This window comes from Mycobacterium lehmannii (assembly GCF_002245535.1).
GTDB classification, from domain to species: Bacteria; Actinomycetota; Actinomycetes; order Mycobacteriales; family Mycobacteriaceae; genus Mycobacterium; species Mycobacterium lehmannii.
This window is the reverse complement of the sequence record NZ_NKCN01000036.1, coordinates 1-24959: the sequence shown is the minus strand read 5'-3', so window position 1 is coordinate 24959 and position 24959 is coordinate 1. Positions and strand designations below refer to the sequence as shown.

The 24959-nt window shown below is 67.2% G+C and carries 17 protein-coding genes and 1 tRNA gene; 6 read left to right on the top strand and 12 right to left on the bottom strand.

Going from position 1 to position 24959, the window contains the following annotated elements:
* The first annotated feature begins 413 nt into the window (after window positions 1-413).
* Window positions 414-1280: a cyclopropane mycolic acid synthase family methyltransferase gene (locus CEX87_RS25025; RefSeq protein WP_094289568.1), complete on the top strand. Its 867-nt coding sequence runs from the start codon at window positions 414-416 to the stop codon at window positions 1278-1280.
* Between the two features lie 73 nt (window positions 1281-1353).
* On the opposite strand, the gene CEX87_RS25020 is transcribed toward CEX87_RS25025, so the two are convergent.
* From CEX87_RS25020 to CEX87_RS24990, 7 genes are all read right to left on the bottom strand, one after another.
* On the bottom strand, window positions 1354-1773 hold the full coding sequence (locus CEX87_RS25020; protein WP_064424691.1) for a hypothetical protein: 420 nt from the start codon (window positions 1771-1773) through the stop codon (window positions 1354-1356).
* Window positions 1774-1884: 111 nt separating this feature from the next.
* Window positions 1885-3198: a hypothetical protein gene (locus tag CEX87_RS25015; RefSeq protein WP_094289567.1), complete on the bottom strand. Its 1314-nt coding sequence runs from the start codon at window positions 3196-3198 to the stop codon at window positions 1885-1887.
* Between the two features lie 246 nt (window positions 3199-3444).
* Window positions 3445-3825: a hypothetical protein gene (locus CEX87_RS27300; RefSeq protein ID WP_064417566.1), complete on the bottom strand. Its 381-nt coding sequence runs from the start codon at window positions 3823-3825 to the stop codon at window positions 3445-3447.
* Between the two features lie 99 nt (window positions 3826-3924).
* Window positions 3925-5088 (bottom strand): BTAD domain-containing putative transcriptional regulator, encoded by a 1164-nt coding sequence (locus CEX87_RS25005; protein WP_198957303.1) that lies wholly within the window; start codon window positions 5086-5088, stop codon window positions 3925-3927.
* Window positions 5089-5102: 14 nt separating this feature from the next.
* Complete coding sequence (locus tag CEX87_RS25000) at window positions 5103-6872, bottom strand: serine/threonine-protein kinase PknD (protein ID WP_064428004.1); 1770 nt, start codon at window positions 6870-6872, stop codon at window positions 5103-5105.
* 200 nt (window positions 6873-7072) lie between these two features.
* Window positions 7073-8137, bottom strand: a complete 1065-nt coding sequence (locus CEX87_RS27770; protein WP_233151516.1) for an ABC transporter substrate-binding protein — start codon at window positions 8135-8137, stop codon at window positions 7073-7075.
* 128 nt (window positions 8138-8265) lie between these two features.
* Window positions 8266-8339, bottom strand: a tRNA-Gly gene (locus CEX87_RS24990).
* Window positions 8340-8384: 45 nt separating this feature from the next.
* Here CEX87_RS24990 and dcd point away from each other — a divergent pair.
* The 5 genes from dcd (at window position 8385) to CEX87_RS24965 (ending at window position 14511) form a co-directional block, all read left to right on the top strand.
* Window positions 8385-8957 (top strand): dCTP deaminase, encoded by a 573-nt coding sequence (gene dcd / locus CEX87_RS24985; RefSeq protein WP_064346781.1) that lies wholly within the window; start codon window positions 8385-8387, stop codon window positions 8955-8957.
* A 190-nt stretch (window positions 8958-9147) separates the two neighbouring features.
* Complete coding sequence (locus CEX87_RS27295; protein ID WP_198957302.1) at window positions 9148-10782, top strand: DUF7159 family protein; 1635 nt, start codon at window positions 9148-9150, stop codon at window positions 10780-10782.
* Between the two features lie 74 nt (window positions 10783-10856).
* On the top strand, window positions 10857-12194 hold the full coding sequence (locus CEX87_RS24975; RefSeq protein ID WP_094289563.1) for a UDP-glucose dehydrogenase family protein: 1338 nt from the start codon (window positions 10857-10859) through the stop codon (window positions 12192-12194).
* Window positions 12195-12240: 46 nt separating this feature from the next.
* On the top strand, window positions 12241-13551 hold the full coding sequence (locus CEX87_RS24970) for a cytochrome P450 (protein WP_094289578.1): 1311 nt from the start codon (window positions 12241-12243) through the stop codon (window positions 13549-13551).
* 216 nt (window positions 13552-13767) lie between these two features.
* Entirely contained in the window at window positions 13768-14511 is a 744-nt protein-coding gene (locus tag CEX87_RS24965) for a maleylpyruvate isomerase family mycothiol-dependent enzyme (RefSeq protein WP_094289562.1), read from the top strand.
* Here the strand turns inward: CEX87_RS24965 and CEX87_RS24960 are convergent.
* The 5 genes from CEX87_RS24960 to iniR all read right to left on the bottom strand — a co-directional run bounded on the left by CEX87_RS24960 (window position 14508) and on the right by iniR (window position 24656).
* The gene (locus CEX87_RS24960) at window positions 14508-15743 is read right to left on the bottom strand and encodes a YibE/F family protein (protein ID WP_094289561.1); all 1236 of its coding nucleotides are present in this window, start codon (window positions 15741-15743) and stop codon (window positions 14508-14510) included. The two genes, CEX87_RS24965 and CEX87_RS24960, sit on opposite strands and share 4 nt — an antisense overlap.
* Before the next feature lie 21 nt (window positions 15744-15764).
* On the bottom strand, window positions 15765-17039 hold the full coding sequence (locus CEX87_RS24955) for a pyridoxal phosphate-dependent aminotransferase (RefSeq protein ID WP_064417573.1): 1275 nt from the start codon (window positions 17037-17039) through the stop codon (window positions 15765-15767).
* Between the two features lie 46 nt (window positions 17040-17085).
* Complete coding sequence (locus tag CEX87_RS24950; protein ID WP_094289560.1) at window positions 17086-20169, bottom strand: 4Fe-4S dicluster domain-containing protein; 3084 nt, start codon at window positions 20167-20169, stop codon at window positions 17086-17088.
* Between the two features lie 136 nt (window positions 20170-20305).
* Entirely contained in the window at window positions 20306-22009 is a 1704-nt protein-coding gene (locus tag CEX87_RS24945) for an Hsp70 family protein (protein ID WP_094289559.1), read from the bottom strand.
* A 106-nt stretch (window positions 22010-22115) separates the two neighbouring features.
* Entirely contained in the window at window positions 22116-24656 is a 2541-nt protein-coding gene (gene iniR / locus CEX87_RS24940; RefSeq protein WP_094289558.1) for an isoniazid response ATPase/transcriptional regulator IniR, read from the bottom strand.
* Between the last annotated feature and the right edge of the window lie 303 nt (window positions 24657-24959).

Genomic DNA, 24959 nt, shown 5'->3' with positions numbered 1-24959 from the left:
GGTGGGCGCCGGAACGCACGTCGGAGTGCCATCGACAATGGATTCACTTCCGCTGCATGCCGGTTCGCCGACCGACTGTGCAGGCGCATCGCTCAGCGCAATGACAACGGGAACCGCGGCGAGCGCGCATCCGAGAATCACCGCACCGGCGCATCGGCTAATAGGTTTTGAGAGTTCGGACATCAGGCACCTCCTTCGACAGCCTCGGCAGGAAACCTTGGCTAATTCGAGGCGCTCACTGCGAGGCTGAGGCGAGACTATCGCCAATGTGCCGATGAATTCATGGAATTGACGCGCACGCGTGAACAAAGCATGACGGACCTTGTGCTGAGCTTGGTCCAGGAGTTTCATTGGATTTCATCCGGGAAGTCCCCAGCGAATCCAGCTCGCCCCCGGAGAGGCGGATACCGGCTATGGCTGAGAACCTCACACCGCACTTCGAAGAGGTGCAGGCCCACTACGACCTGTCCGACGACTTCTTTCGACTCTTCCTCGATCCCACCATGACTTACAGCTGCGCGTACTTCGACCGCCAGCGCGACATTCCACTCGAGCAGGCACAGCTCGCGAAAATGGACCTGTCCCTCGGCAAGTTGGGTCTGAGGCCGGGGATGACGCTGTTGGACGTCGGCTGCGGGTGGGGGAGCACGATGCGTCGGGCCATCGAGAAGTACGACGTGAATGTGGTCGGCCTGACGTTGTCGGCCCATCAGGCCGCGCACGTGCAGAAGATGTTCGACGCACTGGACACCGAGCGCACCACGCGGGTGTTGCTGCACGGTTGGGAGGAGTTCGACGAGCCCGTCGACAGGATCGTCTCCATCGGGGCCTTCGAACATTTCGGGTACGACCGCTACGACGACTTCTTCGCCATGGCCCACCGCGTCATGCCCGATGACGGGGTGATGCTGCTGCACACGATCACCATGTTGACCGCTGAGCAGATCGTCGAACACGGGCTGTCGCTGTCCGACGAGCAGGCGAGCTTCAACGAGTTCATCGGCAGGGAGATATTCCCGGGCGGCCAGCTGCCCGCGATCGAAATGGTGGAGTTCCACGCCGCGAAAATGGGCTTCACCGTGACTCGCAGGCAATCGCTGCAACTGCACTACGCCAGGACCCTTGACCACTGGGCCACGGCGCTTGAGGCGCACCACACTGAAGCCGTCGAGATCCAGTCCGAAGAGGTCTATCAGCGATACATGCGGTATCTCACAGGCTGTGCCAAGGCTTTTCGAGACGGCTATATCGACGTCAACCAGTTCACCATGAAGAAGTAAGGGAGCCGATTCCCGCCGCCCCTCCGGACGGCAGCGTGAAAGTGCTTGCCGTGCAGCTACTTCAAGCTGTGGGTCAGCCGACTTTTCGCAGCTGGAACGGGCTCTGAGTCACGACGCCGCCCGCGCAGCCGTAATTGGAGTCCGAGGAGAGCACGCCACCGAGCGTTGTGGGATCGACCGACATCGACACCACGGCCGGTTCGTAGCTGCCGTCTTCGCAGGTGAGACCGCCGGGCTTGGAGACGGTGAAGTTCCAGCGGCCGCCGGAGAACGTGGCAGGTGTGCGCCATCCCTGGTTACTCGCGACCGTGCCGGTACAACCGACAGGACCGCAGCTGGTCGCGAAGGTCAACACCAGAATGGAGTCGCCGTCCACTTCGGTGTAGGACCCGTTGAGCAGCGGAGGATCGGCGGACGCCGTCCCGGCGAGTGCAACGCATGCGATAGCCGGTAGGGCGACCGCGATTGCCAACGTGTGCAAGGCCTTTGTCATAGTGACTCAGGAATCTACGGTTCCGTCAGGCCATTTCACGGTGCCGGGACACGGTAATACCCGGTTGTGTCCGTCATGTCGCTGAATCGAGACCTTCGACGCGTTCGGCCGTTACGGCGCCGGCTTGCGCCGACGGCCTGACAGGAGGAAGTACACCACCGCGCCGATCGCCAGCGCGCCGGCGATGGCCGCGCCGATGGCCACCGGCTTCACCCACCTATCTTGGGCCGGCGCCGCAGTTTCGTTGTTGGTCAACTGAACCTGGTACCCGGGGAGGGGGCCTTGTGACGGCGCGACCAGTCCCGGTAGTTGCTGCGTGCTGGTGATCTCGAACAAGCGCTCACCGCCTCCGGTCTTGGTCCAGCGCCCCCACGCGGTGGTCTCCTCGTCGAGTAGCACGCGGTGGCCACCGACCGACGGATCATCGCCGAGATCGGCCAGCGTCTTGACCCGGAACGGCTTCGACTCTCCGTCCTTGTACTTGAGCTGCACGAGCACGTTCTTGAAGGTCGTCGGCGGCTTGGGTTTTGGCGGGGGCGGCTGACCGGGGGCCGGCTGATAGCCGCCACCGGAAAAGCTTCCAGTGGACACCGTGACCGGCTTGCCGGAGGGATCCCGGTTCACCGCCGTGAAGCTGTACACGCCGGGATTGGGCACCGTGAGTACGGCGCGACCACTTGGCGGGACGTCGACGACGCGGGTGGTGTTGTTGTACGGGTAGATGATCTGCATCGGCGTTTTGTACGGATTGGTGAAGACGGGCCGATACCAGCGGTCATAGCCGGTCCACCTCGAATTCCATTGCGTCACCGGGCTGCTCCACGTCGAGGACGTAGTGGAGGTGGTGGTTGTGGTGCTGGTGAACGACTCCAGCGATTCGGTGAGTTCGGTGACCTCCGTCTCCGACGCGGACTCCGACTCGACGTCCACCGCATCGGCGCCGTGAGCCTCGTCGAAGTCCCCCTGCGACACCTCGGCGATGTCGGGGTCGGCGGTGTCGGCATCGATGGCCGAGTCGGCGATGTTCGTGTCCGGGTCGCCGGGATCGCCCGGATCGCCCGGATCACCCCCGGGATCGTCGGGTGCAGCGGGTCCGGGTTCGTCGGGTGCCCCAGCGGGTGCAGGTTCCTCAGGCGCCTCAACGGGTCCCGGTTCGTCGGGCGCCTCGGGTGCGGGTTCCTCTACGGGCGCCGGTGCCTCCGGTTCGGGAGCCTCGTCGACCGGCTCGCCTGGGTCCACCGGGGCCGGTTCTTCGACAGGTTCGGCGTAGGAGCCGGAGTCATCGACGATCTCAGGGGAGTCGCCATCGTCGTACGGATCGGCCAAAGCGGGCGGTACGGCACCCAGCCACATGGCCGTCGTTACTGCGACGGATGACAAGGCGAGGGCACCGCGTCGGTAGAGGGCGCTTCGAGTTTCGGTCACGTGATCTCCCGTCGGGTACCGCCTGGCGCGCGTATTGGCACAGACTTGCGACCTTGGCAGATTCTTCGCGGCCATGGAGGCAAACACGCCGCGGAAGTCCCAGCGGCGCCGCTCTGCAGGCGTTCCCGCTATGCGGTTCTTCGCTTCCTCAGCAGTGCTCGCATCCGCCTCGAAGCCGACGAGGGTCGTGAGGCCCTTTATCCGGGACGAATAAACCCGCCGGCTCTGGTGGGGCCGGCGGGGGGGTCAGTGTGCGGTCTTGACCTGGGTCGAGGAGACCGTCATGGGCTGGGGGGTGTGGGAGCCGGTGGCGGGGTCGGCGCCGTTGTTGTGGCCGGGCTTGCCGGTGTAGGCGCCGTGGGGGGTCTTGGGGAAGGGAATGTGCTGTTCGCTTTGGGCGATGCCGGGCTGGGGGACATCGACGCCGTTGCCGTCGCGTGCTGCGTCGAGTTGCTCGTCGAGTGCCTGGCGGGCGTTGGCGACCGACTGCTGGGCGGTGCCTGTCATCTGGGTGCCGGTGGTGTTGGAGGCGGTGTCGGCGTTGGCGCTTGCGGCGAGGATGCCGGCCAGGGCGGCCAGTCCGAAGACGACGAGGGCGGCGGTGGCGGCGATGCGGTTCTTGATCATCTGAGTTCCTTTTCTCGGGGCCATCTGGTGTGGCGTTGAGAAAAGAATCGAACGCAGCCCTCAATGGAACCTCAATGCCGCATCGGTGCTGCTCAGCGGTCAATGAGCTGGTAAATCCTCGGGTGCGATCTCGAAGGTGAACTGGTGTCCGGCGATGTCGATGACGTCGCCGTCGCAGAGCGCGGTGCTGCCGCGAACCCGCTCGTGCGCGACGATCACGCCGTTGCCGGACCGCAGGTCGTTGATCACGAAGCTCGCGCCGGTGTCGATGATCGTCGCGTGGTACCGGCTGACTTTCGGGTCATCGATGACGACGGTGTTGTCGGCTCGGCGCCCGATGCCGGTCACCACGGTTTCCAGTGGATAACAGCGACCCGCGACATCGCGGAGCTGCGCCCGATTGGATCTGGCCGCCGCCGTCATGGTGGTCGACAAATGGCTCTCCAGCATGGTGACGACGTCGGAGGCGTCGCTCTGCGCGATCCGCGCAACGTCCAACGGTTCCTGGCGCAGGATCCGCTCGTGCAGCGTGCGCAACGACGGTCCCGGATCGATGCCCAGTTCCTCCGACAGCGTCGATCTGACGCGGCGGTACGCGTCCAGCGCATCGGTTTGCCGCTCGGCCAGATAGTAGGCCGTGATCAACTGTGCCCACAGTGGTTCCCGATAGGGATGCTCGCCGACGAGCTTCTCAAGCCCGCCGATCATCGAATCGGCACGTCCGCAGGCGATTTCGGCTTCAGCGCGCAACACATGCGTCGCCACCTTGTCCTCGACGAGTGCTGCGGCGAACGGCTCGACGAAGCGAAACTCCCGTAGGTCGTCGAGAACCGAGCCGCGCCACTGCGCCAACGCGGCTGACAGCCGGTCGGCGGCCAGCCCGAACCGGCCCGCCGCCGCGGCCTGCGCCCCGGCCGCCTTCTCCGTGTTGAACCGCCCCAGATCGCAGGCCGCGTCGGGCACGTTGAGCTGGTAACCCGGTCGGGCACTGGCCAAGACGGCCTTCGCGTCGGCGCCGCCCGAGCCGAGGACCTTGCGTAGGTTGGCCACGTAGACGTGCAGGTTGTGTATCGCGTCGGCTTCCGGCATGTCTTCGTCCCAGATCGCCGCGATGATCGAGTCCCGCGGCACGGGACGGTTGCGGTTGATCAGCAGCAGCGCCAGCACAGCGCATTGCTTCGGCGTTCCCAGCGGCACCGGCTGGCGGTTCACGCTGACACGAAGCGGGTCCAGCACACCGAAATCGAGGCCGGACGCAACCATGGGCCCCTTTGTCATCAACCGACCGAGAGTTTGACCACGGGGTCGGAGCCCACATCGGTGACATAGACATTGCCCGCCGCGTCGACCGCAACTCCCTGAGGGTCGTTCAGCCCCACGAACGGCAGCGGAATCGCGGCCCTCGTGCCGGGTCGCAGCTCGACGATTCCGGCGTTACCGCGGTCGGTGACGTAGACGCCGCCTTCTGAGTCGATCGCCACACCGTGGGGCTCGTTCACCCCGGCGAACGGTAAGGGAGTGGCCTGCGTCGCGCCCGCTTCCAACTTCAACACCCGGTTGTTACCGGTGTCGGTGACGACGACACCGCCTGCCGGTCCGACGGCCACGCCGCGGGGGTCGTTGAGACCGCTGAACGGTACCGGGGTGGGAGTCGCTGCGCCCGTCGCCAGAAACAGCACCCGATTGTTGCCACGGTCGACGACATAGACGTCGCCGTTCGGCTTGACGGTGATACCGCGGGGATCGTTGAGGCCGCTGAACGGCAGTTGGATCGCCGCGGGTGCGCCGACGGGAAGCCACATCACCCGGTCGTTACCCGAGTCGGTGACGTAAACATCGCCCTTGGCATCCACTGCGATATCTCGCGGATTCTTCAGACCCTCGATCGGCAGCTCTGTCGCGGCCGCCGCACCGGGCTCCAGTCGCATCACCCGATCGATACCGACGCCGGTGACGTAGGTGGTTCCATCGGCTTCGACCGCGATTCCTGCGGAGACATGAATCCCTGTGAAAGGCAACGGAGTTTGTGATGAGAAGCCCTGGCCGACCGGTATGGCTGAAGAGCTGCTCGCGTCGGATGACTGTCGCCCGACGATGACGACCCCCGCCACGACAACCGCCACCACTGCCATCGCGGCCGCTGCCATAATACCGATAGCCTTGCGTGACAGTCGTTTCCGTTGTTTACCCGATGCCTTGGCGACAGCGTCGGCGTCGCCCAACGCCGCCCGGGCGGCCAGCGCCAGATCCTGGACGGTCGGGTAGCGGTCATCGGGGTTCTTGGCCATCCCCTTGGCGATGACCGCATCGAAAGCCGCCGGAACGCCGGCGTCGCTGGCACTGGGCTGCGGCGGCGGAGTGTGGAGGTGATGGGCGATCATGCCCTGTACGCCCATATCGCTGGCGAAAGGCGGCTCGCCGGTGAGGCATTCGTACAGCACACACGCGAGTGCGTAAACGTCCACGCGTGAATGGGTTTTCACAGCGGCACCGATGGCCTCCGGCGCCATGTAGGCGGCGGTGCCGATGGTTTCACCAGCCTTGGTCAGCGTGGCGTCTCCTGAGGCGTGAGCGATGCCGAAGTCGATCAAATAGGCGAAATCGTTGGTGCACACCAGGATATTGGAGGGCTTGACATCGCGATGCACCAGACCCACGTCGTGGGCAGCCTGAAGTGCGCCGGCCACTTGAGCGATGATCGCGACCGCACGCGCCGGCGGCAGTGCGCCCTCTTGTTTGATCAGCGTGCGTAGGTCCGTGCCGTCCACCAGTCGCATGTTGAGAAAGAGCCGACCGTCCACATCGCCGAAGTCGTGGATCGGGATGACGTGCGGCTCGGTCAGCTGTGCCACCGCCTCGCACTCCCGCCGAAACCGTTCGCGTGTCTCCCGGTCGTTGGCGGAGTGCTCGGGCAGCACCTTCAGCGCGACCACCCGATTGGTCTGCGAGTCGCGTGCCCGCCACACCTGGCCCATGCCACCTGCGCCCAACAGCGACAGCAACCCGTAGCGGCCGAAGTGCCTTGTGGGTTTTTCGTCGCGCTCCACGCGCCTGCGTGCAAGGGGGTCGTCGCCGGTTCCCGCTCCCGGCCTTTGCGTGGCGTCGCCGCCGTCTCTGACCGTGTCATCCACTGTGCTGCTGACCCGGCTCTCTCGCGGCGAACGCCTTCACGGGCCAATTTAACCAGCCGAAGCGTCAATTGGTCGGTTGTTGCGTAACGAGGTGTGGACGACTTCGGTGGCCGCGACTATTGCGTTGGCATGTTGGCGAGTTCGACGGCCCGGTTCAGCGTCTGACGGTCGACGACGTCGGCGGCGTTCAAGGGCTGGGTGAGGACGTCCGATTCTCTCGCGATGTCGATCATGAACTTCACGCTCGCATCGGTGAGCCCGCCCTCGTCGGTCCAGAAGGGGTGCTGCTGGATGAGCGCGAACAGCTCCCTCAGCGATTCGTCGGAGGGGGGTGCTTCGACGTATTCGTTGACTCCACTTTGGAACAGCGCGAAGTCGCTCTTGAGTGTCTTCATCGCACGCAACGTGGTCGCACAGTACTTGGCGGCGAGTTCGCGGTTCTGTGCGAGCCAATCCGCGCGGGCGGCCTGAGCTACCTTGATGAACCCGGGGGCATTGTCGTAGAGGGTGGCGATCAGCACCGGCTGATTCACCATTGCCTTCGCGCCGTCGTACTGGGTGTCGTGAATCACCGTCGCATCCAGTTCGCCTGTGACCCACGCATCCAGTCGGGCGCTCGAGCTTTCGAGGATCTGCTGATTAGGAATCTCGTGGACGTCGCGGTGCTCGCCGACGCCGCTCAACAGCGCGTTGAGCACGATGGCTCCAGAGCCACCGGGGCTGTCGATCCCCACGCGAGTCGACGGCTCGAACAGCTGACTGGCGTTGTGCACACCATTGGCACCGGCGAGGACGAAGTCATCCATGCTGACGTAGGGGCAAAACACCTTGACGTCCTCGCCGTGCTCGCGCGCATCCAAGATCGCGGAGACCGACGTCGCCAGAACCTGAGCTCGGTCGTCGCGCAAGGTCTGTACCGCGTCGGTATGGGTGTCGTACTGGATCACGTTCTGCTCGACACTGAGGGGCAACCCGAAGTCGGACCCGTAGCGGTCAACGCCGTAGACCAGCGGGATTTGGGACGGCTGCGGTTGTGAGCCCAGCACAATGCGCAGCGACTCGGCGGTGCTCGGCGCGCCCGGTTGGGCTACGGCCGAGGTGCAGCCGGCGAGCGTGAGCGCGCTGGCGGTACCGACGGCGATCAAGCACGTCGCACGTCGTCGACCACTCTTGGTTGGCATGGGTCTCCCTCTTTTGTTGGTTGGGGAGAACGTACGCGTAGTGAACAGGTCAAATGCCGAAACGGCCGTCAAGGCCCGTGATCGCCGTCGCGCAACCCGACGGTGGTGAGTGTTGGCAGGAGACTTTGTGGAGCCGGTGACGGGAATCGAACCCGCGTTCTCAGCTTGGGAAGCTGATGTTCTGCCATTGAACTACACCGGCTTGTTTGAGCACGAAGGCTAACATCCGAGCCGCTAGGCTCGTCGCGTGCTGCTCTCCGACCGCGACATCCGCGCCGAGATCGCTGCCGAGCGACTGGGGCTTGATCCCTTCGACGACTCCCTGGTCCAGCCGTCCAGCATCGACGTCCGCCTCGACAACCTGTTCCGCGTCTTCAACAACACGCGATATACGCACATCGACCCGGCCAAGCAGCAAGACGAGCTGACCACCTTGGTCCAAGCCGACCCGGGTGAGCCGTTCGTGCTGCACCCGGGCGAGTTCGTGCTCGGGTCGACGCTGGAACTGTGCACGCTGCCTGACGATCTCGCGGGCAGGCTGGAGGGCAAGTCGTCGCTGGGCCGGCTGGGGCTGTTGACGCACTCCACCGCGGGGTTCATCGACCCGGGGTTCTCCGGGCACATCACCCTGGAGTTGTCGAACGTCGCGAATCTGCCGATCACGCTGTGGCCGGGGATGAAGATCGGGCAGCTGTGCCTGCTGCGGCTGACCAGCCCAGCCGAGCACCCCTACGGCAGCGCGCGGGTCGGCTCGAAGTATCAGGGCCAGCGCGGTCCCACCCCGTCGCGGTCGTACCAGAACTTCATCAAGTCCAGTTGAACCGCTCGGCGCCGACGGCCGTTGACACGAGTAGGGTCGAGATACCAACGTCGGCAGCATCGACCCAGCAAATGTCGGTGGAGGCGTAACGCCTGTCCTGCTCACGGCGATGAACCACTAGTCGCCGGCTTGTGCGTGGCGAGATGCCGATCGGCGATCCAGGCTTGGTAGCAAACGTTTTGGAGGGGCAGTGGACATCGTTCTGGGTGTATCGATGACACCTGCGACGGTCCGCATGGTGCTGGTCGAAGGCGAGATGGCCGACGGGGCCACCGTCGACCACGACGTCTTCGAGGTCAGCGGAAGTGATGGCTCAGCAACATCGGGTGCCGCCGCCCAGGTGGTGGACGCCGTGCTCGGGACCAAGGAGAGCGCCGAGGCGGGTGGGCATGATCTGAAGGCCATCGGCGTCACATGGAGCGATCACGCCGAGGCGGCACAACTGCGCGACGCGCTCGCCGCCCGCGATATCGACGACGTCATGCTTGTCTCCGATGGACACGCCGCGGGCGCACTCGCCCAGGCCGTCGGGAGGGCGGTCGGCTACGACACCACCGCACTGCTCTTCATCGACCGCGACACCGCGACGCTGTCGGTCGTCCAGACCGACGACGGGTCCGTGGTCAAGGTGCTCAGCAGCAGCCTGCACAGCCAGGACGCGATGGCCGTGCTCGCCGATATGGCGGCCGCCGTCGATGCCCAGGACAACCCGCCGCAAGGCATGTTCGTCGTCGGCTCCGGCGTCGACGTGAGCTCGGTGAAGAGCCACCTCGAGCATCTGGTGAGCCTGCCGGTGCACGCCCCCGACGAGCCGGAGATGGCGCTAGCGAGGGGTGCGGCGCTGGCCGCCGCCGCCGCTCCGGCGTTGGAGGCGTCCACCGTCGGCCTGGCCTATTCCCAGGACCCCGACGGCACCACCGCGGGTTCGGTGTACGCCGGGCTAGCCGGCGCGCCAACCCAATTGGCGCCCGCCGGCGGTGACGGCGCCTCCGTCGGCGACTACGCGTCGCGGACTGACCTTCATGCCGCGGCCAACGAGGATCGCAAGCCGTTCCTGCTCGTCGGCAGCGCGATGGCGTCGATCTTCGTCGTCGGCGTCGTCGCGCTCGTGATCTCGCTCGCGGTGAGTATCCGCCCGACGGCCGACCAGCGGCCGAGCCCGGGACAGAGCGCGATCGTGCCCAGCAGCATCGCGCCCGCCCCGCCTGCTCCGCCGACCGAACAGGCGCAGCCGGTTCAGGCGCCTCCGCCCCCGCAGGCAGAGACCATCAAGGCTCCCGTGCCGGTCGCTGCGCAACAGCCCGCTCCGCAGGCGCCGCCGCGGACGGTCTATGTCGAGGCGCCGCCTCCCGCACCGCAAGCCCCGCCGCCCGCTCCTCCGCCCGCGGCACCGCCACCCGCGCCGGCACCCGTGGCTCCGGCCCCGGTTCCGGTGTACGTGCCGCCGGTGGTGGCACCGCCGCAGTACTACCCGCGGCCGCAGAACCCGTGGTCCCCGCCGAGGTGGACGCCGCCGAAGCTGCCGAGTTGGACTCCGCCGTGGCAGGACGAGCGCGAGGAGCCGGAGCTGCCCAGGCCTCAGGTGCCGCCGTGGCAGAACGGTTCGGGTAACGGATCGGGCAGCTATCCCGGCAGCGGATCGGGCGGTTATCCCGGCAGTGGATCGGGGCGGTACCCCGGCAGCGGATCGGGCGGGTCGAGTGACAGCGGATCGTCTCGCGGACCGGGCTCGGGCGGATCGAGTGACAGCGGATCCTCGCGCGGGCCGGGCTCGGGCGGATCGAATCGCGGCGGGTCGAACTGCTTCCTGGGGTTCTGCCGCTAGCTCGTAACCTGCCGTTGGCCGCACGATCAGTGTCGCGTAGCGGTTAGCTCATCAGGGCTGCATATCAAGGCGGTATGCGGTGCACCGTTTTCGGCACGGGCTATCTGGGAGCCACCCACGCGGCGGGTATGGCCGAGTTGGGTCACGAGGTGCTCGGCGTAGACGTCGACGCGGGCAAGGTCGCCAAACTCGCAGCGGGTGAAACTCCCTTCTACGAGCCTGGGTTGCGAAAAGTGTTGAGCGACAACATCTCCGCCGGGCGCTTGGCGTTCACCACCGACTATGACGCCGCGGCCGGGTTCGCCGACCTGCACTTCCTTGCCGTCGGGACACCGCAGAAGAAGGGGGAGTTCGCCGCCGATCTGCGTCATGTACACGCCGTTGTGGACATGCTGGTCCCGCGGCTGAGTCGCTCGGCTGTGATCGTTGGCAAGTCCACGGTGCCGGTCGGCTCCGCCGCCGAACTGAGGGACCGGGCGCGCGCGTTGGCGCCGGCTGGGGTCCACGTCGAGATGGCGTGGAATCCGGAGTTTCTGCGGGAGGGCTTCGCCGTGCACGACACCCTGCATCCGGATCGGATCGTGCTTGGCGTACAACCGGATTCGTGTGCCGCCGAGGCGGCAATCCGGGAACTGTACGCACCGCTGCTGGACCAGCAGGTCCCCTTTCTGGTCACCGATCTGCAGACCGCCGAGCTGGTCAAGGTGTCCGCCAACGCGTTTCTCGCCACCAAGATCTCGTTCATCAACGCGATCTCCGAAGTCTGCGAGGCCGTCGACGCCGACGTGACGCTTCTCGCCGACGCGTTGGGGTACGACCCGCGGATCGGACGCCGCTTCCTCAACGCCGGTCTGGGCTTCGGTGGCGGCTGCTTGCCCAAAGACATCCGCGCCTTCATGGCCCGCGCCGGCGAACTCGGCGCCAACCATGCCCTGACGTTCCTGCGCGAGGTGGACGCGATCAACATGCGACGGCGAAGCAGGATGGTGGAACTGGCAACCGTCGCGTGCGGAGGGTCGCTGCTGGGCGCCAACATCGCGGTGCTCGGTGCCGCGTTCAAACCGGAATCCGACGACGTGCGCGATTCGCCGGCTCTCAACGTCGCCGGGATGCTGCAACTCAAGGGCGCCACCGTCAACGTCTACGACCCGAAGGCGATGGAGAACTCCCGACGCCAGTTTCCGACGCTGACCTATTCGACGTCGGTCGCCGAAGCGTGTGAGCGGGCCGATGCCGTACTGGTGTTGACCGAATGGCGCGAGTTCGTCGAGTTGAACCCCGCCGAGCTCGCCGGAGCGGTGCGCGCGAAAGTCATTGTCGACGGCCGCAATTGCCTTGACATTGACCGGTGGATGCAGGCCGGCTGGCAGGTCCACTGCCTGGGAAGGGGCGTGACGGCTCAGAATCGGTAGGCTCGGCCGCGTGGAACCGATTCGTCCGGCTCGGCACGGTGGGCCGATCCGTCACCGAATCCGCTGGCTTGCCGTGCACGGGTTCGTGCGCGGTGCCTCGAAGCTGCTCGCGCGCCGCGGCGATCCCCAAGGCCGGATGATCGCCGATCCGAGCGTGCGCGCCGACCCGGTTGCCTTCGCCGACGACCTGCGCGCGAAGGGGCCGATGGTGGAGGCCGCCATCGTGCACCTCACCGTCGACCACGGGATCGCCAACGATCTGCTGCGGGACGACGACTTCGAGGTTCTGCCGATCGGCTCCAACCTGCCCAAACCGGTCCAATGGGTCGCGAACCGCACCAAAACCGATCTGCTGCATCCCCTCGAGCCGCCGTCGATGTTGGCGGTGGAACCCCCGGACCACACCCGCTACCGAAAGCTGGTGTCGTCGGTGTTCACCCCCAGAGCCGTTGCCGCGCTGAGGGACCGGGTGCAGGAGACCGCCGATTCTCTGCTCGATGAACTCGCGGAAGCCGGAACCGTCGACATCGTCGACCGCTACTGTGCCCAGTTACCGGTCGCGGTCATCGGTGACATCCTCGGCGTTCCCGACGCCGACCGGTCACGAGTCCTGGAGTTCGGCGAGCGCGGTGCGGCCAGCCTCGATATCGGCCTGACCTGGCCGCAGTACCGCACCGTCTACCGCAGCGTGGTCGGCTTCAACGATTGGCTGTCCGGGCACCTCGAAGGGCTGCGACGCAATCCCGGCGACGACCTGATGAGCCAGCTGATCGCGGCCTCCGACGAGGGCGCCCGGCTCGACCAGCAGGAACTGATGGCTACCGCGGGCCTCGTGCTGGCCGCGGGATTCGAGACGACGGTCAACCTGCTGAGCAACGGAATTCGCATGTTGCTCGATCACCCGCGGCACCTCGAAACCCTGGCGCAGCGACCCGAACTCTGGCCGACCGCCGTCGAGGAGATCTTGCGCCTGGACCCGCCCGTGCAACTCACCGCGCGCAGGGCGACGAAGCACACCGAGATCGCGGGGCACCGGATCCCGCGTGGCAGGGCGGTGCTCATCTACATCGCAGGCGCCAACCGCGACCCCAAGGTGTTCGACGACCCGGACCGCTTCGACCTCGAGCGGGAGAACGCCGGACGACATCTGTCGTTCTCCGGGGGCAGGCATTTCTGTCTGGGATCTGCCCTGGCCCGCGCTGAGGGCGAGGTCGGACTGCGGGCGTTCTTCGAACGTTTTCCCGATGCGCGACTGGCTGGTGAGGGCAGCAGGCGCGAGACGCGAGTGCTGAGGGGGTGGGCGTCGCTGCCGATCGCGCTGGGCACCGCTCGCTCGTCGATTAGTGCACCGGCCTGACCGGGTCTACCCCTTCGAGGAACGGAGGGATTCTCATGTCGGTTGACCATGTGCTCGCGGTCGTGCCCGCGAATGACGTCGAGGTCAGCGGCCGGTTCTACGGTGAAATCGTCGCGGCCAGCAAGGTGCGCGGTTGTCGAAGATAGAAGATCCCGACGGCAACGAGATCGGCATTATCGGGGGTTTCCGCGTCGAGTATTGAGTACGTTCGGGGGCGTGGATTTCCGAGCCGCGCTGCTCGACCAGACCCGCGAATTCGGGGAACTGATCCGCAGTGCAGACCCCTCGACGCCGGTGCCGACCTGTCCCGACTGGACACTCAAACAACTGTTCCGCCACGTCGGCCGCGGAAACCGGTGGGCCGCACAGATCATCGCCGAACACCGGATATCGGCACTGGACCCGCGCGAGGTCCGCGACGGCAAACCACCCGACGACGCCGACGCGGCGATCGACTGGCTCAACCAGGGCGCGCAGCTGGTGGTCGATGCGGTCGAGCGGGCAGGGGCGGCGACCAGAGTCTGGACCTTCCGCGGCCCCCGCCCCGCGGGGTGGTGGATCCGTCGACGGCTACACGAGGTCGCCGTGCACCACGCGGATGCGGCGCTGGCCGTCGGGGCCGACTACGACCCACCGCCGGAGTTGGCGGCCGACGCGATCAGCGAATGGGTCGAGCTGATGGTCGGCGGCGGTGAGCAACCCGCGCTGGATCACGGCAGAAGCATCCACATGCACGCCACCGACGACGGGCTGGGGCCGACCGGGGAGTGGACCATCGTCCACGACGAGGACGGCGTCTGGTGGTCGCACAACCACAGCAAGGCCGACACCGCGCTGCGCGGCAGCGCCACCGATCTGCTGTTGGCGATCACGCGACGGCGCACGGCCGCCGACAGCGGCATCGAGGTGTTCGGTGACACCGCGGTGTGGGACGCGTGGCTGGAGCGCACCGGCTTCTAACCGCGTCGAGCGCGCGCGGGCGTCGCCAGCACCGCCGCGATGCCCGTCGTCAGCGGCACAGACAATGCCAGCGCGATACCGCCGACCGCCGAGCGGGCGATCTCGATGGCCACACTCTCGCTGGTGAGCACGTCGCCGAGGGCCCGGTTGGCGACGCTGAACAGCAGCAGTAACGGTAGTGCGCTGCCCGCATAGGCCAGCACCAGCGTGTAGACCGTGCTCGCGATGTGGTCCCGGCCCACCCGCATCGCGCCTACAAAGATCGCGCGCCGTGAGGCGCCCTCGAGTTCGGCCAGCTCGAACACCGTCGAGGCCTGGGTGACGGTGACGTCGTTGAGCACACCGAGCGACCCGATGATGAACCCGGCCAGCAGCAGACCGGTGATCGATACGTTGCCCAGGTAGGCGGCGACCTCGTTGTTCCGGTCTTCCGAGAGACCGGTCAGGTGGGCCAATTCGATTGCGCCCCAGGAGAGGAACGCGGCAAGCAGCAGCGACGTGAGTGTTCCGAGCAGGGCCGCGCTGGTCCGCAGGCTCACGCCGTGGGCCAGGTAGATGACGGCGTAGAGGATCAGCGCCGAGGCCACCAGCGCGACGGGCACGGCCGCGGCACCGTCACGCAGCGCGGGCAGCATGAACACCACCAACACGAGGAACGCGACCACGATGCCGATGAGGGCGCGAAACCCCCGCCACCGGGCGACCGCGACCACCACCACGGCGAACGCCACGGCCAGCGCGACGAGCGGCCATGTCCGTTCGTAGTCGTAGAACGAGTAGGTGGTGGTGCCGGTCGCATCGACCTGACGGGTGATCCTGACGTCGTCGCCGGCCGCGAGATTGGGTTGGCCGGGGCCACCGCTGAATTCGAGAACGGTCGCCGCGCCCTTGTTGGGCCCGGACTGAATCACGATCAACGCCTGCACGCACTCGGCTCCGCCGCCCGTCGCCGGAATTGGATCGGCGGTCAGCACCTGACCGACTGACGGGCTGCCGCACGTCGCGGTACTGCTCGAGCGGACCAGCCCAGATTCGGTGGTGACGGCGCCGCCCTCGGCGTTCTGAAACGGCAGCGGGATGTCGGTCTTCTGCTGGCTGGGCCACAGCCATGCCGTTCCCGCCAGGACGGCCACTCCGATGGCGATCAGCAGACCGACGACGACCTTCGCGGCGATCGGCCCCAGCGGCGCCGGGCCGGTCGGTGAGTGGGAGTGTCCGTGTGAGTGCGCCACGGACAACAGCCTAGAAGGACGCTACTGCCGGTAGCTGACCAGGAAGTTGCCCAGCCGTTCGATGGCATTGGACAGCTCGCGGGCCCACGGCAGCGTCACGATGCGCAGGTGATCCGGTGTCGGCCAATTGAACCCGGTGCCCTGGGTGACCAGGATCTTCTCCTGCAGCAGCAGATCCAGGACCAGCTGCTCGTCGTCGACGATGTCGTAGACCTCGGGGTCCAGGCGGGGGAACGCATACAGCGCCCCTTGCGGTTTCACGCAGGACACCCCGGGGATCTCGTTGAGCATCTGCCAGGCCACGTCGCGCTGCTCGAGCAGGCGACCCCCGGGCAGCACCAGCTCCTCGATGCTCTGATGACCACCGAGTGCGACCTGGATCGCATGCTGTGCAGGAACGTTCGGGCACAGTCGCATGTTCGCGAGCAGGCTGATGCCCTCGATGAAGCTGGTGGCGTTCTCCTTCGGCCCGGTGATCACCAGCCAGCCCGCCCGGTAACCCGCGACCCGGTATGCCTTCGACAGGCCGTTGAAGGTCAGAGTCAGCACATCGGGCGCCACCGATGCCGTCGCGACGTGCTCGCTGTCGTCGTAGAGAATCTTGTCGTAGATCTCGTCGGACAACAGCAGCAGCTCGTGCTTGCGCGCCAAATCCGCGATCTGGGTGAGGATTTCGCGTGTATACACCGCCCCGGTCGGGTTGTTCGGATTGATCACGACGATCGCCTTCGTGCGCTCGGTGATCTTGGATTCCAGGTCGGCGATGTCGGGCATCCAGCCCTGTGTCTCGTCGCACAGGTAGTGCACCGGGGTGCCACCCGCCAGTGAGGTGCACGCGGTCCACAGCGGGTAGTCGGGCGCCGGAATCAGCACCTGATCTCCGTTGTCGAGCAACGCCTGCAACGTCATCTGGATCAACTCGGACGCGCCGTTGCCGAGATACACATCGTCGACGTCGAATCGCGGGAACCCGTCGACGAGTTCGTAGCGGGTGAACACCGCGCGCCGCGCGGGCATGATGCCCTTGGAATCGGAGTAACCCTGGGCATACGGCAGGGCCGAGATGATGTCGCGCATGATCACGTCCGGTGCTTCGAACCCGAACGGCGCGGGGTTGCCGATGTTCAGTTTGAGGATGCGATGACCCTCGGCCTCGAGGCGTGACGCGTGCTCGTGCACCGGTCCGCGGATCTCGTACAGGACGTCCTGCAGCTTCGACGACTGCGTGAACGTGCGCTGCCGCGGTCCGTGTCCGGCGGCGTGGATCGGCACGTGGTGGGTGGTCACGTCGTTCATGGTCTCACTTTTGTCCAGCGATTAACCAAAATCGCCGGTCAACGGCTCATCGTTTGCCTGGGGGACGAGCGCCTCTGGCGATTCCGAGGCCCTTGACCGGAGGTGGTTCGGGCTTGTCTCCGTTGTCTCCGCCGGAAGGCCCGGGGGCAGCACCGGATTCGCCATCGGAGTCGGCGGTCTCCTTGGATTCCGGTTGTGCGGCAGCGGGTTTCGGCTCGGCCGGTGGCTGTGCCGGTGCGGCCGACTTCTTGGCCCCGGGCCGGCGTGCGCCCGGGGCGATGCCGAGGCCCTTGACCTCAGGTTCGGGCTTGGAGTCCAGACCCCGATCCGAGTCGGCGGTGTCGGTCTTGGCTCCAGGCTCCGCCTTGTCCGGATCGACGTTCGGCGGTTGGGTGACAGTCGCCTCGCCCTCGTTGGGGGACGCGGCCTGGGTCTTCTTCTTCGCCCCGGGCCGCTTGGCGCCTGCCGCGATGCCGAGACCCTTGACCTCGGGCTCCAGCTTGGCCCCCGCTGTTGATTCGGCCTGGGCATCCGACTCCGCGGACGCTGCCTGCGCAGCTGGTCCGGCTTTCTTGGCGCCGGGCCGCTTGGCGCCGGCAGCGATACCGAGCCCCTTCGCGGGTGCCGCTGCGGCAGCGGGCTTTTCGTCGGCCGCCGGCTTGTCGCCCGCAGGGGCGGCAGCCTTCTTGGCGCCCGGACGCTTGGCGCCGCCGGCGATTCCGAGGCCCTTGACGGGTTTGGTCTCGGTGGCCGTAGCGGCTTCGACCTTGGGCTCCGGTTCGGCCTGCGCCTCTTCCTCTGCCTCGGTGGGCGCTTCCTCCACGGGCGCCTCTGCGGCGAGCCGGGCTGCGCGCTCCTCGGCCTCCGTAGCCGCGGTGCCCTTCTCCGGCAGCGTGATGGTGCTCGTGTCCAGCGAACCCAGCAGCAGCTGGGCCACGTCGAGCACCTCGGCCTTCTCCACCTCGCGGGCCGCCGAGACCTCGTCGACGCCGTCGGTGATCATCACGCGGCAGAACGGGCAGCCGGTCGCAATGGTCGAGGCGGTGTCCATGGCCTCCTCGGTGCGCTCGGTGTTGACGCGCTTGCCGATGTGTTCTTCCATCCACATCCGCGCGCCGCCGGCGCCGCAGCACAGGCCGCGGTCGGCATGCCGAGGCATTTCGGTCAGCTTCGCGCCGGACGCCCCGATCAGCTCACGCGGCGCCGAGTACTCCTTGTTGTGCCGGCCCAGATAGCACGGATCGTGGTAGGTGATGTCCATCCCGCCGTCGGTCGGGGTGACGGGGATGAGCTTCTTGTCGCGCACCAGCCGGTTCAGCAGCTGCGTGTGGTGCAGCACCGTGAAGTTGCCGCCGACCTGCGGATATTCGCGGCCCAGCGTGTTGAAGCAGTGCGGGCAGGTGACGACGATCTTGCGGTCCACCCGCTCGACGCCCTCGAACAGCTCGTTGAGCGTCTCCACGTTCTGCGCGGCCAGCTGCTGGAACAGGAACTCGTTGCCCGAGCGGCGGGCCGAGTCGCCGTTGCAGGTCTCGCCCTCGCCGAGCACCAGGTACTTCACCCCGGCGGCGGCCAGCAGTTCGGCCACGGCCTTGGTGGTCTTCTTCGCACGGTCCTCGTAGGCGCCTGCACAGCCCACCCAGAACAGGTACTCGTAGCCGTCGAAGGACTCCACGTCCTTGCCGTACACCGGGACGTCGAAGTCGACCTCGTCGATCCAGTTCGTCCGGTCCTTGGCGTTCTGGCCCCACGGGTTGCCCTTGGTCTCGAGGTTCTTGAACAGCACGCCGAGCTCACCCGGGAACTCGGACTCCATCATCACCTGGTAGCGGCGCATGTCGACGATGTGGTCGATGTGCTCGATGTCGACGGGGCACTGCTCGACGCAGGCGCCGCACGTCGTGCAGGACCACAGCACGTCGGGGTCGATCACGCCGCCCTGTTCCTCGGTGCCCACCAGGGGCCTGGTGGCCTGCTCGGGACCCGAGCCCAGGATCCGCTCGAAGCCGGACTCGGGAACGTGCTCGTGCGAATGCTCCTCGGATTTCTTCTCCCCGCGCAGTTCCTCGCCGAGGCCGCCCTCGGGGGTGTTCTCCAGCGGCGTTTCCTTGTCGCCGAGGATGTAGGGCGCCTTGGCGAACAAATGGTCGCGCAGGTTCATGATCACGAGCTTGGGCGACAGCGGCTTACCGGTGTTCCACGCCGGGCACTGCGACTGGCACCGACCGCACTCGGTGCACGTGGTCATGTCGAGGTAGGCCTTCCACGTGAAGTCCTCGATCTTGCCGCGGCCCAGCACCGCGTCCTCCGGCGGATCCTCGAAGTCGATCTCCTTGCCCTCGTACTCGACGGGCAGCAGCGGGCCGAGGCCGTCGGGCAGCCGCTTGAACGTGACGTTGATCGGCGCCAGCCCGATGTGCAGGTGCTTGGAGTGCAGCACGATCAGCAGGAACACCAGCATCACCGCGATGTGCGCCAACAGCGCGATGGTCTCGATCCACGAGTTGGCGGTGTAGCCCAGCGGGCTCATCAGCCACCCCATGAACTGGGAGAAGAACGCGCCGTTGCCGTAGGGAAGGGCGTCCGTGTTGACCGCGGCGCCGCGCACCAGCGCGTAGGTCCAGATGACGTTGAAGATCATGAACAGGATCAGCCAGGCACCACCGGTGTGCGATCCGTAGAACCGCGAGTCGCGGCCGTGCTGTTTGGGCTCCTGCCTCACCCGGATGATCGCGAACGTGATGATGCCGAGCAGCACCGCGACGGCGAAGAAGTCCTGCAGGAAGCCCAGAACGTCCCAGCGGCCGATGATCGGGATGTGGAAGTCGTGGTCGAAGAGCAGGCCGTAGGCCTCGAGGTAGACCGACGCGAGGATGAAGAAGCCCCACATCGTGAAGAAGTGGGCGAGGCCGGGCAGGGACCACTTAAGTAGTCGGGTTTGGCCGAAGACCTCTTCGATCTGAGTGGTGATGCGCCTGCCGAGGTTGTCCTTGCGGTTGTTCTCCGGGCTGGTGGGCGCGCCGGAGCGGATCAACGACGTCAGCCACAGCACGCGTTTGGCGGCGAAGACCAGAACGAGGGCCGTCAGCCCTAGCCCGACGACGAGCCTGATCAGCATCTGCGTATCCACCGCGCGCCTCCCATTCTCAAGTTACCCGAGGGTAACTTACCGTAAGTTACCGGTGGGTAACTTAACTCAGGCCTGCTCAAGCCCGGGAGTCATAGTTGCATCTCCAAGGGAAACACCGCTACGAAGGTTGTCCTAACTACGCACCGTCGGTCGGGCTGGACTCGTCGGGCACGGTGTCGGTACCCGTTTGCTCGCCGCTCGAATCCGGGTCAACGGGATCACCATCTGGAGACGGGGCGCCATCTATGGGGCCTGCGCCGGCCCCCGGATCGATCGGTGGGGGGTCGGCCACCGGAGGGGTCTGCGGATCGGTCGGCGGCTCAGGGTTGGACGGCGGAGTCTCGGGTTCCGGTGACGGATGGGCGCTCGTCGGTGGCGTGGGTGTCCAGGGCGGTGCTGCGGGCGCCATCTGTGGGGCCTGCGCCGGTCGCGGGCTGCGGTGCTGGGGTGTGGATGATCGCTGCGCCGGTTGCACGACGACCGTGGTGAGTTGAGGGGCCTGCGGCGCCGGGGGTACTGGAGTGGGAGCCGGCGCCGCAGGCGAGGGGGGTGGCGTGGCCGCGGGACTGAGGACGGTCGCCGCCTCGACCGGGGTGGCGGTGTCACCGCGCAACTGCGTGAAGCCGAACAGGGCCGTCGTGACCACCGCGGCGGCCGCCGCGAGGCTGAACAGGACGAGCGGGGAACGTCGCGGTTTCGCCTCCTCCTGCCACTGCTCATGCTCGAAGTGAAGTTCGGGGCGCGAAACGGTGAAAGGCAGGGGCGCATCCTCCTGGTCGTCCTCGGACCAGGCCAGCGCGCCGAATGTGGCCGACGACGGCCCGGCGTCGACCCGGACGGTGGCTTCATCGATCCCGGCGGGCGCGAGCGTGGTCTCCGGGTCGACGGCGCGCCGGCGCTGGGCGATCAGAGCGGTCCCGACGGCGGCAGCCAGCTGCGGCTGCGCGGTGGTCACCACCGGTACCCGCAAATGTTCGGACAGCTTCTGCGTCAGCAGGGGGATGCGTGCGCCGCCCCCGACGGTCGCCACCGCCGAAACCGCGGCGTCCGGAACCCCGTAGCGTTCAAGCGTTTCATCCACTGCGGCAAGGAAATCCGTGACCGGGCGCTGGATCAGCCCCTGGAGCTCGGCGCGGGTGACCCTGACGTCCGCGTGGTGTCCGGGCAGAACGACGGCGACGGCCGTCGCGGTGTGGGCCGACAACCGCTCCTTGGCGGCGCGGCACTCGTCGCGTAGCCGCGCCAGCGAACCGACGACAGCCGTTCCGGACGGGTCGGCGTCAGCAGGCAACGGCGCCATCACATGTGTCATCAGCGCCTGATCCACCAGATCGCCGGAAAGATCGGCGAACCGGACGGTCTCGCCGACCACCGCGTGGTCCGAGGACGCGTTGACGAGCGTGATGTTGGTGCCGCTGCCACCGAAGTCGCAGAGCACGACGACGCCGCGAGAGGGCAGCCCGGGCTCGGCGTTCAGCGCGGCCACAGCGGCGGTCGCGTCCGACACCACCGGCACGTCGCCACCCAGGGCGTGGCGCAAGGAGTCGGCGACCGACGGACGCCAGTGCGCGGGTACGGCGACCGTGATGTCCTCGGCCGACTGCGTGAGCGTGCGCAGCGCCTCGGCGAGCAGTTGCTCGGGGCGATGGGCGGAGCCGTCGGAGGCGATGAGCGGAACCGGGTCGCCGATGCGGTCGACGAACCCGGTGAATCGCTGCCCGTGCAGCGTGAGCTCGGAGGGCCGGATCACCGCGGCGTGTCCGTCACGGGTCGCGGCGAGGTAGGTCGCGCCGACCGAAACACCCAGCGGCCGGTCCGGAGTTGCCTGGTGATTGAACATGGCATGACGCTATGGCGCTGCGCAGGCGGGCGAATCCGGTGCCGGACCCGTCGTCGGACACGGCGCATAGGGGATCGCCGTTAGGGGATGACGGTGTGTTGGGGGATCACGACTGCGGAGACAACATGGCCCGCAGCATCGACAACATCTCGGAGCGGGATTCGGCGCCGAGACGACGGCGGATCCGGGCGACGTGGTGTTCGACGGTCTTCGCCGAGATGAACAACTGTGCCCCGATATCGCGGTAGGGCATGCCGAGGAGCAGCAGTTCGGCGACCTCGCGCTCGCGGTCGGACAGCCGAGACGACGCGGGACGCGCCGAGCTGGCCCTCGCGGTCTCCGGCGCCGCGAGTTGATCGGATCCGGGTGCGTCGTCGGGTGCGACGGTCTGCTTCAGGTCTCGCGCGAGCTGCAGCATCGCGCCCGACACCCGGCCATCGGGGGTCTGTAGCGCGGCCTGACCGGCCAACCGGGTCGCGTCCCAGGTGAGGCCCACCTGCGCGAGCAGTCGCGCTGCCGTCGTGACCTCGTCGGTGTCGACGTGATTGGCCAGAACCCGCAACCAGGTGCGGCCCGCAGTGGCCAGCGTCTTGGCGAAGGCGCTGTGCGTGGCCGCGGCAGTCAGCGCCTGGCCGTGCGGGGCGACGGCGTCCGGGGAGTTGGCGAGGATGCCCGCGTGCACACCGGCCCAGTGCAGAGGAGTCGACCACAACACGGGCTCACCGAGCGAGCCGAGCAGCGCGAAGGCCTCGTCGAGGGTGTGCTGCAGCCGGTCGATCTGACGCATCCGGGAAGCGGCCACCCACAATTCACCCAGCGGTAGTAGGGAGAAGAGGTCCATCGAGTACTCGGCGAGCACCTCGACCGCCGCGTACCAGTGTTTCTGCATGGCGCCGGTGTCGCCGCTGCGGCGCGCGATCGCCGTCTGCAGCGCGGCCGCCCACAGCGCATCGCGGCGGTGCAGCGGGGAGGTGTCGGCGTCGGCGCACGCGATCGCCACATCAGATGTCGCCGCTGGTAATTGCCCGTCCTGCATCCGCACCCAGCCCAGCAGTAGCCGGTGTCTGCGGGCGACGAAAAGCGCTGCCTCCGAACCGTCTTCGAGACCGGCGCGTACCACACGGGCGATCACGCTGCGGGCCCGGACCGGATCGCCGCCGTGCAGGGCGGCCAGCGTTACCAGCGCCGCAGGGGTGTCGGGGGCCACGCCGTCCGCGGGCTGGTCCGCGGTGATCGCCTGTCCCAACCGGGAGACGGCTGCGGGGTATGAGGCGTCCAACGACATCAACAGGCCCTCGGCGAGGCTGCGTGCGGCGCGGGCCGTGGAGGTGGGCGGGCCGGCGCTCTCGGCGGACAGCGCCGTCCGAGCGGCCAACAGGTCGCCTGCGGCGAGTGACACCACCGCGCCCGCCGCGCTCACGAACGCGTCCGGATACGGGCCCAGCCAACGGAACAGGTCCGCGGCCTGTGTTGCGCTGCCGTCGTGCAGGGCGATGCTGGCGGCGATCCTCACCGCGGCGGCCCTCTCGGCCGCATCGTCGGAGCCGAGCAGTTGATCGGTGAGCCGTCCAGCGGTGACGCAGTCGCCGGTCAGCGCCAGCGCGTCGGCAAGCCGCGGACTCAGCGTGGTCGCCCCCGCATCGACGGCGGCGCGGTAAAGCCGTGCCGCCCTTGCCGGTTGGCTGCGACTACGGGTGGCCATGTCGGCCAGCGCGGTCGCCAGTCGATCGTCGCGCAGACCGTGTTCTGCCAACTGGAGCGCCAACTCCGGTGACAGCGTGGATGATTCGAGTTGCGACACCAGAAGCGAGATCTCGGTGTCGTGATGACGGGCGGTGCCGAGGATCTGAGCGACACATCGGTGCAGGGTGCGCAGGAAGGCCCGGCTGTAGGACGGCTCGACGAGACCGGTGGCGCGGGCGCGATCGACCACCGCGTAAGCCTGTTCGGCGTCCATGCGCAACGCCGCAGCGACGTCGTCGGGACCGAGGTCTCTGCTCAGCGAGGTGACCAGAAGCGTGTCGAGTGTCGCATCGTCGAGGCGGCGCAGCCGTTCGGTCAGCGCGTACGTGACCGCCTGCAGGACCGCGGTGGCCGGCGCGTCGTCCTGCAACTCGGCGACGGCCGCGATCGCCGGTTGCAACAGGAATGGCAGGCCCGCCGTCGCAACGACGAAGGATCGCACCATATCGGACGGCGGTGTGGCGCCGAGCTTTTCGGTGACGAGGCTTGCCACGTCGGCCGGGGGCAGTGGTCCCAGAATGACGATCGGGTTCTCGCGTTCGATCGCCGTGAACAGCGCACGCATCGCCGGGCGGTGCGCGATCGGCGCACTGCTGACCACAAGCGTCGAAGGCAGATCCGACACTCGTCGCGCGAGCTCGTCGAGTTCGTGGTCGGCCAGCAGGTGGGCATCGTCGATGACGACCGCGGCCGCCGGATCGTCGTCAGCGCGCGGTATGCGGGTGAGCACCGGTACGCCCGCGGCCCGAAGCGCGGTTCGAACGGCGGCCAGCACCGAACTCTTGCCCGTGCCGATGCCGCCCGACACGAGCAGTTTGACCGGCTCGGTCGGCGCGGCCGCCAGCCCTGCGACCGCCTCGCGTGCGGGCGGGGGGATTTCGGTCCGCGGGTCCGACGCGGTCATCGGTCTATGGCGCATCCGGAACGGGGATGTCCGGCTCCGGTTCGACCGATGTGGTGGGCGGGTCGATGGTCGTCGGCGGCTGAGTGGTCGTCGGTTGCGTGGTCGTGGGACGCGTCGTCGTGGTGGTGGGTTGCGTGGTGGTCGTCGTCGTAGTGGTGGTGGTCGTCGTGGTGGTGGTGGGTGTGGCTGTGCCCTATACACATCTCCGAGCCCACGAGACGTAGAGGAAGGTCGTATGCTGTCTCCTGCTTGACAAAAAAACCTCGTGTACACATCTGCGCGTCTACTAGACGACACGAGATA

Bases quoted from the DNA above. Each gene is read 5' to 3' on its own strand.
- CEX87_RS25025 (WP_094289568.1), top strand. From the start codon at position 414: ATGGCTGAGAACCTCACACCGCACTTCGAAGAGGTGCAGGCCCACTAC.
- CEX87_RS25020 (WP_064424691.1), bottom strand. From the start codon at position 1,773: ATGACAAAGGCCTTGCACACGTTGGCAATCGCGGTCGCCCTACCGGCT.
- CEX87_RS27300 (WP_064417566.1), bottom strand. From the start codon at position 3,825: ATGATCAAGAACCGCATCGCCGCCACCGCCGCCCTCGTCGTCTTCGGA.
- CEX87_RS25005 (WP_198957303.1), bottom strand. From the start codon at position 5,088: ATGGTTGCGTCCGGCCTCGATTTCGGTGTGCTGGACCCGCTTCGTGTC.
- CEX87_RS27770 (WP_233151516.1), bottom strand. From the start codon at position 8,137: ATGCCAACCAAGAGTGGTCGACGACGTGCGACGTGCTTGATCGCCGTC.
- CEX87_RS24975 (WP_094289563.1), top strand. From the start codon at position 10,857: ATGCGGTGCACCGTTTTCGGCACGGGCTATCTGGGAGCCACCCACGCG.
- CEX87_RS24955 (WP_064417573.1), bottom strand. From the start codon at position 17,039: ATGAACGACGTGACCACCCACCACGTGCCGATCCACGCCGCCGGACAC.
- CEX87_RS24945 (WP_094289559.1), bottom strand. From the start codon at position 22,009: ATGTTCAATCACCAGGCAACTCCGGACCGGCCGCTGGGTGTTTCGGTC.
- iniR (WP_094289558.1), bottom strand. From the start codon at position 24,656: ATGACCGCGTCGGACCCGCGGACCGAAATCCCCCCGCCCGCACGCGAG.